The organism is Bradyrhizobium sp. CB3481 (assembly GCF_029714305.1).
Taxonomy (GTDB): Bacteria; Pseudomonadota; Alphaproteobacteria; order Rhizobiales; family Xanthobacteraceae; genus Bradyrhizobium.
Genome location: NZ_CP121647.1, coordinates 203232 through 215271 on the forward strand (window position 1 = coordinate 203232; position 12040 = coordinate 215271).

Sequence of the window (12040 nt, forward strand, 5' to 3'; positions counted from 1 at the left end):
GCTACTGCGGGATAGGGCCAAAAGGCCGAACTTGAGCGCATGGTGACCGAAATCTGGGCCAAGAGGCCGCGATTGTAACCCTCCCCGCCAGCCCCTAAATCTGACGGGAACGAGGACAATCCATGCAAGCATCTGAAAGCAACCTGCCGATCTGGCACGGCACCACGATTTTGACGGTCCGCAAGGGCGGCAAGGTGGTCATCGGCGGCGACGGCCAGGTCTCAATCGGCCAGACCGTCATCAAGGCCAACGCCAGAAAGGTCCGCAAAATCGGCAAGGGCGACGTGATCGGCGGTTTTGCCGGGGCCACCGCCGACGCCTTCACCCTGTTCGAGCGGCTGGAAAACAAGCTGGAACAGTATCCGGGGCAACTGACCCGGGCGGCCGTCGAGCTCGCCAAGGACTGGCGGACCGACCGCTATCTGCGCCGCCTCGAGGCGATGATGATCGTCGCCGACAGGGACGTCTCGCTGGTCCTGACCGGCACCGGCGACGTGCTGGAGCCGGAAGCTGGCGTGATGGCGATCGGCTCCGGCGGCAACTACGCCCTTGCCGCCGCCCGCGCCCTGGTCGACACCGACAAGGACGCCGAGACCATCGTGCGCCGGGCGCTGGATATTGCCGCCGACATCTGCGTCTACACCAACCGGAACGTGACGATCGAGACGCTCTAGGAGGAGCCGCCGGGGATGGTGCCGGACTATCTCTTCCGCCCGATGACCTCTGCCGATCTGCCGCTGGTTCGCCGCTGGCTGGCGGAGCCGCATGTCGTGGAGTGGTGGGGCGATCCGAACGAGCAGTTCGATCTGGTCAGCGGCGACCTCGACGAACCCGCGATGGACCAGTTCATCGTCGCGGCCGGCGGCAGCGATTTCGCCTACCTGCAGTGCTACGCACTGACGGCATGGAATACGGGTTTCGGCGAGCATCCGCAGGGCACCCGCGGCATCGACCTCTTCATCGGCGAGCCCGGCCTGATCGAACGCGGCCATGGCTCGGCGCTCATCCGCGCCTTCGCCAGCGAGCGCCTGCGCAGCGGTGCGCCGCGCATCGTCACCGATCCCGACCCGGCCAATGCAAGGGCCATTCGCGCCTATGAGAACGCGGGCTTTGAAAAATCGGGTATGGTCGATACACCTGATGGCCCCGCCCTCTTGATGGTCCGCAACGCATGACCTCGACCAGCAGCATCGACAAGGCGCCGATGGTCCGAACGCTTTCAGGCTGGCATTGGCTTTTGATCGCCGCCGGCATCCTCGCAGCCCAGGCCGCGATCCTCTACGGGATGGGCCGCCTGCCGATCTGCGCCTGCGGCTACGTCAAACTCTGGCACGGCGTGGTGCAGAGTTCGGAGAACTCGCAGCACATCGCCGACTGGTACACGTTCTCGCATATACTGCACGGCATCCTGTTCTATGGCGCGGCCGTCCTCGCGTTCCCCCGCCTCGCCTGGCAGGGCCGCCTGATCCTCGCCATGCTGGTGGAGGGCGGCTGGGAACTGGTCGAGAATTCGGACTGGATCATCAACCGCTATCGTGCCGGCACAATCTCGCTGGATTATTTCGGCGACACCATCGTCAACTCGATCTCGGATTCGCTGGCGATGGTCGGCGGTTTCCTGCTGGCGAAAAAGCTGCCGGTGGCCATCACCGTAGCGGTCGCGATCCTGTTCGAACTCGTGTTGGCGCTCCACATTCGCGACAATCTGACACTCAACATCATCATGCTGATTCACCCGTTCGAGGCGATCAAGCTATGGCAGGGCGGCCCGCCTTACATCTGAGATGCCTTAGCAACGCCTTGCTCTCGCAACACTGGACGCCTACCTAGGACCTATGACCGACTTCTCTCCCCGTGAAATCGTCTCCGAACTCGACCGCTTCATCGTCGGCCAGGCCGACGCCAAGCGCGCGGTATCGATCGCACTGCGCAACCGCTGGCGGCGGCTGCAGCTCACCGGCAGCCTGCGCGAAGAGGTGCTGCCGAAAAACATCCTGATGATCGGGCCGACCGGCGTCGGCAAGACCGAGATCGCGCGGCGGCTGGCAAAGCTCGCCGGCGCGCCCTTCCTTAAGGTCGAGGCGACGAAATTCACCGAGGTCGGTTATGTCGGCCGCGACGTCGAGCAGATCATCCGCGATCTCGTCGAGGTCGCGATCATCCAGGTGCGCGAGCGCAAGCGCAAGGACGTGCAGGCCCGCGCGCAGCTCGCCGCCGAGGAGCGCGTGCTCGATGCACTGGTCGGACCGGCGTCGAGCCCGGCGACCCGCGATTCCTTCCGCAAGAAGCTGCGCGCCGGCGAATTGAACGACAAGGAAATCGAGATCGAGACGCAGTCCTCCGGCGGCATGCCGATGTTCGAGATCCCGGGCATGCCGGGCGCGCAGATGGGCGCGATTTCGATCGGCGATATCTTCGGCAAGCTTGGCGGGCGGACCAAGACCCGCCGCTTGACGGTGGAGGGCTCGCACGAAATCCTCGTCAACGAGGAATCCGACAAGCTGCTGGACAACGACCAGCTCGTGCTGGAGGCGATCGCCGCGGTCGAGAACAACGGGATCGTGTTCCTGGACGAGATCGACAAGATCTGCGTGCGCGAGAGCCGCGTCGGCGGCGACGTCTCGCGCGAGGGCGTGCAGCGTGATCTGCTGCCGCTGATCGAAGGCACCACCGTCACGACCAAGCACGGCGCGGTCAAGACCGACCATATCCTGTTCATCGCCTCCGGCGCCTTCCACATCGCAAAGCCCTCGGACCTGCTGCCGGAATTGCAGGGCCGCCTGCCGATCCGCGTCGAGCTGGAAGCGCTGAGCCGCGATGACATGCGTCGCATCCTGACCGAGCCGGAGGCCTCGCTGATCAAGCAATATGTCGCGCTGATGCTGACCGAAGGCGTGACGCTCGACATCACGGACGATGCGATCGATGCGCTGGCGGATGTCGCCGTCGCGGTCAATTCGACGGTCGAGAACATCGGCGCGCGGCGGCTGCAGACGGTGATGGAGCGCGTGCTCGACGAGATTTCATTCTCGGCGCCGGACCGCCATGGCGAAACCTTCAGGGTCGACGCCGACTACGTGCAGAAGCACATCGGCGACCTCGCCAAGAATTCGGATTTGAGCCGGTTTATTCTGTAGGCCGAGGCGCAATCACCGTCGTCCCGGCCTTGAGCCGGGACCCATAGCCACAAAACTCCGTTGTGCGCTTCGATTGGGGCCGCTATCCCGTTTGCGATCGAGGTCGGTGATTATGGGTCCCTGCTTTCGCAGGGACGACGGCGGATGGTACCAATGAATTTGCGGCTATGGGAAAACCCCTGGCGCTTGACGCTGGCCGTCAACGCTGCCGTGCTGGCCGGGGTCTTCCTGCACAAGATCACGCTGCAGCCTTACGTCCCCTACATCCATCTGCTCGTCGATTATCATTTCGGCTTTACCAAGCGCGCCTTGATCGGTGCGATCGTCTCGTTGTTTACGGCCAAGGTGCCGGTGTGGCTGGTTTTTGTGCTGGGGGGCGCGGCGTGGCTGATCACGGCAGGGCTGTTCGTCCAGCTATTCCGGCGAACCTTCGGGTTCGAGCAAAAACACCTGCCGCTGTTCGTGTTCATGGCAGGCTCGCCGTTCTTCCTGAAGAATTTTATGCACACGCTTGGGCATTTCGACATTTACGGATGCCTGCTTGCGATTGGCCTGTTGCTGATCCCGGCGCGCTCGGTGGCGTATGTGCTGCTCGCCGCCTTGTTCTCCGCGATCCTCGTTCTGATCCACCACATTCATCTCCTGATGTATGTGCCGACCATCGCCGTCATCGTGGTGCTGCGTCATTATCTCGCTTCTGGGATGAACCGACAGAACCTCGCCGTCGGCTTTGCATCGCTGATCGGTCTGGGCGCGCTTTTCATCGCCGCACAGTTCTACGGCACCGTTCCGGTATCGGAAGCGGAGTTCGTCGCCCATCTGGGAAGCCGGATGGCCGATCCTTCGCGGACCAATCTCTTGAGCTTCGGATACATCTGGTATCAGCCGCTCGCCAAGGAAATCTCGGATACCTGGCAGCGCCTGCCGCACAACCTGCTCGGCGTGCCGGTGTTCGCGCTGCTGATCTGGCTGCACACGCCGCTGTGGCGATATCTTCGCAATCTGATTGCCGCGCTTTCAGTTGACGCCCACCGCCGTATCGTCACTGCGGCGATCATCATCGTCAGCCTCGGCTATCTCGTGATGTTTGCGATCGTGTTCGATTATTCCCGCTGGGTTTCCAACTGGGCGGTATGCCTGATGCTGATCCTGCATGCGGTCAAGGCGCTGCCGGCCGCAAAGGAAGCGGCACCGATAAAGGCCGATAATCGGAAGACGCTCGTGTTCGGCTGGATCGTGACATTGATCCCGCGCGTCGGCATCGTGCGCCCGTTCTAAAAGCGCGAGCGCCTGACGCGGACATAGAGGGCGCCCTCGCCGCCATGGCCGATATGGGCTTCCTCGAAGCCGACCACCAGCGCGCGGAATTCCGGCAGGCCAAGCCATTGCGGCACCTGACGCCGCAGCACGCCACGTTCGGACTCGGTACCCATCTTGCCCTTGCCGGTGATGACGAGAACGAAGGTCAGTCCGTCATGATGGGCGCGCTGCAGGAAACCGAACAGGGCGCGGTGCGCGCGCATCTGCGTCATGCCGTGCAGATCGAGTCTGGCATCGATCTCCTTGCGGCCGCGCGACAGATGCGAGCGCTCGCGGCGGCCGATCGGTGCCAGCGGCGGCGGCGCTGGTTTTGAAGGAACGACTGGCCGCGCCGGCGCGACATGCTTCGGCGATGCGGCCGGTTTCGGCGTGGCCTGACCCGTGGCTTCCGGCGCGGCCATCGACGGCTTGACGACGCGATGTCGCTTGCGGAGTGGCTTGACCTGCTTGACGACGCTTTCCCACAGCGCGCGCTCCTCCTCGCTCAGGCCGCGCTTACGCCGCGGCGGCTCCGGCAATTCGGGAATCGACGACCTTCGTTTCATCGACGATAGCGATACCGGCGCAGGTGACGTTGATGCGGCTTTACCGAAACTGCCTCGACCTTCGGCCGCGGCTCGGGAAGCGGGACTGGCCTGGCTATGGCGGCCTGAACGGCCGGAGCTTGCGAAGGCGCCGATGTGGGTGGCGTTGCCGTCTGCGCCGCAGACCTGCCGGTTGTCGCCGCCGTCACCTCCGGCGGCTTCGCCACGTTCTTCTGCTCGGCGGAAGGCGCGGTTGGCGGAAACAGCTTGGCGATCTTCTCCGACGGCCGATCGTCGGGCAGCGGCAGCTTGCGGCCCCGCGCCACCGGATCGAGGCTCTTCGGTACGAGAATCACAAAGCGGGCATTGTGACGGAGCCGGCCCGACACCTTGCCGGCGTCGCTGCCTGCGCCGAAGTACAGGTCGGCGCGCGCGGGACCGACGATGGCCGAGCCAGTATCCTGCGCGATCATCAGCCGGCGAAACGGCGTCTTCGATAGCTCCGATTCGATCGGCAGCTCGCCCTCGATGAAGAATGGCGTGCCATAGACATGCAGCGATTTGTCGACGGCGATCGAGCGGCCCGGCGTCAGGGGCACACCCTGAGCGCCGACGGCTTCGTCCTTGTCGGAGAGCTGCACCTCGCGGAAGAACACGTAGGATTTGTTCTGCCGCCGCAGCTCGTCGGCCTCGTTCGGATTCTGCTCCATCCATTCCCGGATCTTCTGCATCGACATCTGATCCTTCGGGATGATGTTACGCTCGATCAGGATGCGACCGACCGCCGTGTAGGGAAAGCCATTATGCGCATCGTAATTGATGCGCAGCGTCGTGCCGTCGTCGAGGCTAACCCGTGCCGAGCCCTGGATCTGCGTGAACAACAGGTCGGTCTGGTTGGTCAGGTAGCAGATTTCAAGGCCGCGGCCGGCGATGGCGCCATCCTCGATCTCAGCGCGGTCGTAGTATGGCACCAGCTTGCGGCGGCCGATCTTGCGAAACACCTGTCCCTTGTTGGGCAATCCGGTCGACGCCTGCGTGGTGCCGCGAACGAACAGGTTCGACGGCCGCCGATAGACCGGCACCTTGTAGACCTCGTTCTCGGTCCGCGAGCCCTCGACGATGGGTTCGTAATAGCCGGTGACAAAGCCCTCGCCTTCGCCGAGCTTCGAAATGCGCAGCGGCAGGAAATGCTCCTCGAAGAATGTTTTCGCCCGACCGCCGTCGGATAGTTCGAGGCTCCTGGCCACAAGGCAGGGATCGCGCAGCGAGGTGCCGAGCGCCTTCGGATCGGCGGGCGGCTTCTGCTGCGCCGCTATCGGCCTGCAGCTGATGCGAAATGCCCTGTAGGCGGCGAGATGATCGTCATTGCTCCAACCCGCGATCTCGGACCAGGCGACCGGCGTATATTGCCCGCCATTGATCTGAAACGGCAGTTCGAGCTCGGGATATGGCAGATGCCGGACGGCCGGCGAAGGCAGCTGCTTTTGCGACCGCGCGTGGCGCGCAAAGGCATCCACCGGCGCGAGCGACAGCGTCAAAGCGATCGCGCCGAACGCGAGCCTCACAAGGTTCTGCGTCTCAGGCCGCGCTTCCAGTGCCAACCAGCTTCCAGTTCGGATCGCGAGAGCTTGTGTCGCGGGCGAAGGTCCAGACATCGGTGATATCGGCAACCTTGTCGGGATTGCCGTCGACAATGGCGCCGGTCCTGTCGCGCGTCACCGAGATCATCTGCGACACGAAGCGAACGGTGAGCTGCGCCGCGCGGTCACGGGCCTCCGCACCCACCAGCTCGGCCTTGTCGATCGACACGAACCGCGTTTCGGTCTTCTGCTCGTGCTTTTCGCGATCCTTGATCACGGCTTCGAAGCTGTCATAGACCTCGGTGGACAACAGGTCCTTCAGCGCGCGGCGATCGCCATTGGCAAACGCCAGCACGATCATCTCGTAGGCACTGCGGGCGCCGGAGAGGAAGTGCCTGGGATCGAACGAATTGTCCTGGGTGGCGATGGCATCAAGGCCGGCGGCCAGCGGCGTGCCCGGCTCGGCAACATCCTTCCAGCGATCGGACGGCGACGTCTCGGCATTCGGCGCCAGCGGCGACTGATCGATCACGGTGCCCGGCATCGGAACGACGTTATTATTGTCCTGCGTCCGCTGCGCGACGTTCGGCGCAGCCCGGTCATAGGGCCGCTCACTCCCGGTGCGCTGCCCGAGGACGCTGCGCAGGCGCAGGAAGATAAAGACCGCCAGCGCCAGGAAGATGATGGTGTAGATATCCACGTCGTATTCGCTTTCTGGGTTCTAACGCCGGCAACGGGCCCGGCGGTCGAGCGTTCCCTTGGTATGAGGCTCTCTGGCGAGTTTCCCCGAGAACGGCAGAGATTACATCATCGATTGAGACTGCAGCATGTAGGCATGAAACTACGCCCGGCCAATGGCGCGTTTTGGCGCGGGTGATTGTAGCGCGTTTTCGGTGCGAGGGGAAACCCGATCGTGGCTGGAAATCACGCACATTCAATCATTTAGAGTACAATTAGGGGCTCAGTCAGGCGGTATTAGGCATATCCGCCACAATTGAGGACCCCGGCTTGTCCGGTCACCCACCTGTCGTCCTTGTGGAATGAGCCGGGCCTATGATAGCCACTCGCCCGGAAAATACATTTTCGCACCAAAGCGAACTTGGACGAACAAGGCCTGCGCTCGCAAGCGCTTCAGGAGAGAGTTTCATGACCAACGGCAACGGCGCGCCTGCCGAACAGGCCCCTCCCCAGCTCAACGTCTTGGCCCAGTACACCAAGGATTTGTCGTTCGAGAATCCGAACGCCCCCTCCTCCCTGGCGCCGCAACAGCAGCAACCGGCGATCAACATTCAGATCAATGTTGGCGCGAATAATCTCTCGGAAAATGAGTTCGAGGTAACGCTCTCGATCGAGGGCAAGGCTGAAGGCGCCGGCAAGGTGATGTTCAGCTTCGAGTTGGCCTATGCCGGTGTGTTCCGCATCGTCAACGTGCCGAAGGAAAATTTGCATCCGCTGGTCATGATCGAGTGCCCGCGGCTGCTGTTCCCGTTCGCGCGCGAAATCATTGCGACCGCCGTGCGCGATGGCGGCTTCCCTCCGCTTATGCTGGATCCGGTCGATTTCGTCGGCCTGTACCGCCAGAACATGGAACGGCAGGCCGCAGCCCAGGCCGCTTCCGGCGCCAAGCCGAGCTGACGCGGGCGGGTCTTATTTGTTTGAGCATGATCTTTTCGGAAAACCGCTTCACACTTTTCCGGATCATGCTCTAACGGCCGCTAGGCTGCTGCCACCGGCAGAAAATCGTTCCAGATCGGCTTGTCGCCCAACGTGGCGACGAAGGCGCGATGGGCCTCGCGGTCCGCATCGGTGACGCGCGGCGCCAGCGGCACCTCGCGCTGCCGGCGCGGCGTGTCGCCGATCCCGCTGGTGACCGTAACACGGGTTTCCGACGCCAGAATCAGCTGCGACTGCCGTGCTCCGATCAGGTCGATATAGACTTCGGCCAGCAGTTCGGCGTCGAGCAGCGCGCCGTGCTTGGTGCGGCGGGAATTGTCGATCGCATAGCGCGAGCAGAGATCGTCCAGCCGATTGGATACGCCGGGATGCTTGCGCCGCGCGAGCAGCAGCGTGTCGACCAGCCGCTCGCGCGAAATCGGCTGCCGCTTGATGCGGTCCAGCTCGGCATTGATGAAGCTGATGTCGAACGAAGCGTTGTGGATGACGAGCGGCGCGTCGCCGATGAACTCCAGGAACTCCTCGACCACTTCGGTGAACGGCGGCTTAGAGGCAAGGAATTCGGTCGACAGGCCGTGCACGTTGAACGCTTCCATCGGCATGTCGCGCTCGGGATTGATGTAGCGGTGGAACGTCTGCCCTGTCGGCATGCGGTTGAAGATCTCGATGCAGCCGATCTCGACCAGGCGGTCGCCGCGCAGTGGGTCGAGGCCGGTGGTTTCGGTGTCGAGAACGATTTCGCGCATGGATTCCGCTTAACGCTGAGGTCCGGCGAATCAGCTCCGCCGCTGCGGCATCTTAACAACCGCGGCCAGAATGTCCTTGATTTGCGCCCGCACAGGGTCGAGGCCGTGGGAGGTATCCACCACGAAATCGGCGCGCTTCCGCTTCTCTGCGTCGGGTACCTGGCGCGCAATGATGGAATCGAGTTTTGCGGCATCCATGGTGCCGCGCGCCAGCACCCGCTCGCGCTGTAGTTCCGGCGAGGTCGTCACCACGACCACGGCATCGACGCGCTTCTCGCCGCCAGTCTCGTAGAGCAGCGGCACATCCACCACGACGACAGGCACGCCGGCGCGCTCGGCATCGGCGAAGAATTTCTGCCGGCCGGCGCCGAGCATGGGATGGACGATCTGCTCGAGCTGCTTCATGGCCGCGGGATCATGCACCACACGCTCGCTGAGCTTTTGCCGATCGACCTTGCCATTCGACGTCGTGCCGGGAAAGGCCGCCTCGATCGCCGGAACCGCTGCGCCCTCATAGAGCTTGTGGACCTCGGCATCGGCGTCATACAGCGGCACGCCCGCTTCCACGAACAGCTTTCCCGTCGTGGACTTGCCCATGCCGATCGAGCCGGTGAGACCGAGAACTAGCATTGTGTCCGCCGCATCATCTCAGACACCGAGTAGCCCCTGCCCCCGCAGGAATGCAAGCAGAGGCAACAGCGGCAGACCGAGAATTGTAAAATGGTCGCCCTCGATGCGCTCGAACAAATGCACGCCGAGCCCCTCCAACTGATAGGCCCCGACACTAGTCGTGACGGCGTCGCCAGCCGTATCCAGATAGATCCGTATGTCCTCGCCGCTCAACTGGCGCATGGTCATGCGCGCGATCGAAATCCCGGAAAACAACAGCTTGCCATCCCGAGCCACCGAAACGGCGGAATGCAGCTCGTGCGTATTCCCGGCCAGGGCGCGTAGTTGCTCCGCCGCCTGCGCGCGGCCTGCCGGCTTGGAGAACAATCGCTGGCCGAGCGCCAGCGTCTGGTCGGCGCCGACCACATAGCGGTCCGGCATCTTGGCCGAAACGAACAGCGCTTTTTCCTGCGCCAGAAGCGCGGCAATCTCTCCGGGCTTAAGCAAGCCCGATTGCTGCTGGATTGCGCGCTCATCGATATCGGCGGGCACCGCCTCGAAAGGGAGGCCGGCATTGGCGAGCAGCATCTGCCGCGCGCGGCTCTGCGAGGCTAGGATCAGTGGACGTTGCACACGCCAGATGGTCATCGCAGCAGCGTCATTCGGCCAGCCGTTGCCGCTGGCGATCGGTGAACAGTTTTAACACGGCCGCGGCGGTTTCCTCGATCGAGCGGCGCGTCACGTCGAGCTGCGCCCAACTGAATTTTGCACTTAGCTTGCGGGCATAGGCGACCTCGTCAGCCACTGCCTGACGATCGATGTAATCATCATTGGGCGTATCGGCGCCCATGCTCAGCAGTCGGTTTTGCCGGACCTGGATCAGCCGCTCCGGCGTCGCATGAAGGCTGACGACCAGCGGCTTCTTCAAGGCCTCGAGCTGATGCGGCAGCGGAATGCCCGGCACCAGCGGCACATTCGCAGTACGAACGCCGCGGTTGGCGAGATAGATCGAGGTCGGCGTCTTCGAGGTGCGGGACACGCCGACCAGAACCACGTCGGCCTCCTCCAGGCCTTCGACGTGCTGCCCGTCATCATGCATCATGGTGTAGTTGAGCGCATCGATGCGCTTGAAATATTCGGCATTCAAAACGTGCTGGGCACCTACCCTGCCCGTCGTTGCCGCGCCGAGATACGCCTCGAACAATTGCATCACCGGTCCGATGATCGAGAGGCTCGGGATATTGATGTCCCTGCACTTGGCTTCGAGACGGCCGACCAGGTCCTTCTCCAGCAGCGTGAACAGCACGATGCCCGGCGCCTCCTCGATCTCGTCGAGCACGCGGTCAAGCTGCTTCTGGCTGCGCACCAATGGATAGACGTGCTCGACCGCGGTCACGTTGGCGTATTGCGCGGCCACCGCGCGCGCCACCGTGATCAGCGTCTCGCCGGTCGAATCCGAGACTAGATGAAGATGAAAATAGTTGCCGGTCGTGGGCACCCGAACCCCTGTGTAATCCTGTGAATCCTGTGGAGCTTAACCGCGTTATCAGGCCCTGCGCCCCTGCCCCATGGATAACCCTCCGGTTTCTTCACAGGGCCCCCGCGAGGACAAGTCCGCCGTCTGCCGGCAATGATAATGAGAAGATGTGGATTTGTCTCTTGATAAGCTGGCCACGGATCAGCGCAAGCAATTGATGCGCGTGGCGTTATGCCGATGGTCCGGAGGCCGGCCAAGATTTGCGGGGGATGTGAACAAGCCCTTAAGAGATTAGGGACCGCGTTGTGTGAGTCCAAATCACCGCTACTCAGACTCAAACCCCTAAGATTCTAAAATTATTAGTTTAGAGAAGCGGAGCTTTGCGGATATGTCTTGCGTCCCACGTTGGCGGAGTTCTTTCGCAACGCTGAGGCATCACGAACGTTCCGGGACGAGACGGCTGCAATGTATGAGTGGATCAAGGCGCTGCATGTGATCGCGGTCATCTCCTGGATGGCTGGCATGCTCTATCTGCCGCGGCTGTTCGTTTATCATTGCGAGGCCGAGATCGGATCGAAGCAGTCCGAGACTTTCAAGGTGATGGAATGGCGGCTTTTGAAGCTGATCATCAACCCGGCGATGATGGTCACCTGGCTGGCCGGGCTCTACCTGGTGTGGAGCGGCCATTGGTACACGTCGCCCTGGTTTCACGCCAAGCTGACGCTGGTGCTCATCATGTCGGGCGTCCACGGCTTTTTTGTCCGCTGGGTCAAGGATTTCGCCGCTGACCGGAATACCAAAAGCCAGAAATTCTATCGTATTATCAATGAAATACCGACCGTCCTGATGATTTTCATCGTCATCCTGGTGATCGTGAAGCCGTTCTAGCCTCATTTTCGCTAGGCGGCCGGTTTCACACCAGCTTGCGAAGCAGCAAGCGATTTTCTATATTGTCTAAATCCCACCCTACGCA

Annotated in this window: 14 protein-coding genes; 7 read left to right on the forward strand and 7 right to left on the reverse strand. The window is 62.5% G+C overall.

Going from position 1 to position 12040, the window contains the following annotated elements; translation table 11 throughout:
- The first annotated feature begins 122 nt into the window (after positions 1-122).
- The 5 genes from hslV (at position 123) to QA643_RS00985 (ending at position 4415) form a co-directional block, all read left to right on the forward strand.
- Positions 123-674, forward strand: a complete 552-nt coding sequence (hslV, locus tag QA643_RS00965; RefSeq protein WP_283031350.1) for an ATP-dependent protease subunit HslV — start codon at positions 123-125, stop codon at positions 672-674.
- 15 nt (positions 675-689) lie between these two features.
- Entirely contained in the window at positions 690-1175 is a 486-nt protein-coding gene (locus tag QA643_RS00970) for a GNAT family N-acetyltransferase (RefSeq protein WP_283031351.1), read from the forward strand.
- Positions 1172-1783: a DUF2585 domain-containing protein gene (locus tag QA643_RS00975; protein WP_283031352.1), complete on the forward strand. Its 612-nt coding sequence runs from the start codon at positions 1172-1174 to the stop codon at positions 1781-1783. Before QA643_RS00970 ends, QA643_RS00975 begins: the two co-directional genes overlap by 4 nt.
- Positions 1784-1835: 52 nt before the next feature.
- Positions 1836-3137 (forward strand): ATP-dependent protease ATPase subunit HslU, encoded by a 1302-nt coding sequence (gene hslU, locus QA643_RS00980; RefSeq protein WP_283031353.1) that lies wholly within the window; start codon positions 1836-1838, stop codon positions 3135-3137.
- 153 nt (positions 3138-3290) lie between these two features.
- Entirely contained in the window at positions 3291-4415 is a 1125-nt protein-coding gene (locus QA643_RS00985; protein ID WP_283031354.1) for a hypothetical protein, read from the forward strand.
- Here QA643_RS00985 and QA643_RS00990 read toward each other — a convergent pair.
- The 3 genes from QA643_RS00990 to QA643_RS01000 form a co-directional block, all read right to left on the reverse strand.
- Complete coding sequence (locus QA643_RS00990) at positions 4412-5002, reverse strand: Smr/MutS family protein (RefSeq protein WP_283031355.1); 591 nt, start codon at positions 5000-5002, stop codon at positions 4412-4414. The genes QA643_RS00985 and QA643_RS00990 overlap by 4 nt on opposite strands.
- Positions 4999-6498, reverse strand: a complete 1500-nt coding sequence (locus tag QA643_RS00995) for an MltA domain-containing protein (protein ID WP_349253306.1) — start codon at positions 6496-6498, stop codon at positions 4999-5001. Before QA643_RS00995 ends, QA643_RS00990 begins: the two co-directional genes overlap by 4 nt.
- Positions 6499-6559: 61 nt before the next feature.
- On the reverse strand, positions 6560-7261 hold the full coding sequence (locus QA643_RS01000; protein ID WP_283031357.1) for a Tim44/TimA family putative adaptor protein: 702 nt from the start codon (positions 7259-7261) through the stop codon (positions 6560-6562).
- 446 nt (positions 7262-7707) lie between these two features.
- On the opposite strand from QA643_RS01000, the gene secB reads away from it, so the two are divergent.
- Complete coding sequence (secB, locus tag QA643_RS01005; protein ID WP_283031358.1) at positions 7708-8196, forward strand: protein-export chaperone SecB; 489 nt, start codon at positions 7708-7710, stop codon at positions 8194-8196.
- Between the two features lie 80 nt (positions 8197-8276).
- Here the strand turns inward: secB and dnaQ are convergent, their stop codons facing one another.
- Genes dnaQ through QA643_RS01025 form a run of 4 tightly spaced genes read right to left on the reverse strand, consistent with a single transcriptional unit; the run spans position 8277 to position 11088 of the window.
- Positions 8277-8981, reverse strand: a complete 705-nt coding sequence (gene dnaQ / locus QA643_RS01010; protein ID WP_283031359.1) for a DNA polymerase III subunit epsilon — start codon at positions 8979-8981, stop codon at positions 8277-8279.
- Between the two features lie 30 nt (positions 8982-9011).
- Positions 9012-9611: a dephospho-CoA kinase gene (gene coaE / locus QA643_RS01015; protein ID WP_283031360.1), complete on the reverse strand. Its 600-nt coding sequence runs from the start codon at positions 9609-9611 to the stop codon at positions 9012-9014.
- Positions 9612-9629: 18 nt separating this feature from the next.
- Positions 9630-10238, reverse strand: coding sequence for a Maf family protein (locus tag QA643_RS01020; RefSeq protein ID WP_283031361.1), 609 nt, complete (start codon positions 10236-10238; stop codon positions 9630-9632).
- Between the two features lie 10 nt (positions 10239-10248).
- Complete coding sequence (locus QA643_RS01025; RefSeq protein WP_283031362.1) at positions 10249-11088, reverse strand: pyruvate, water dikinase regulatory protein; 840 nt, start codon at positions 11086-11088, stop codon at positions 10249-10251.
- A gap of 444 nt (positions 11089-11532) precedes the next feature.
- Between QA643_RS01025 and hemJ the strand changes: the two genes are divergently transcribed.
- The gene (gene hemJ / locus QA643_RS01030; protein ID WP_283031363.1) at positions 11533-11955 is read left to right on the forward strand and encodes a protoporphyrinogen oxidase HemJ; all 423 of its coding nucleotides are present in this window, start codon (positions 11533-11535) and stop codon (positions 11953-11955) included.
- Positions 11956-12040: the final 85 nt, after the last annotated feature.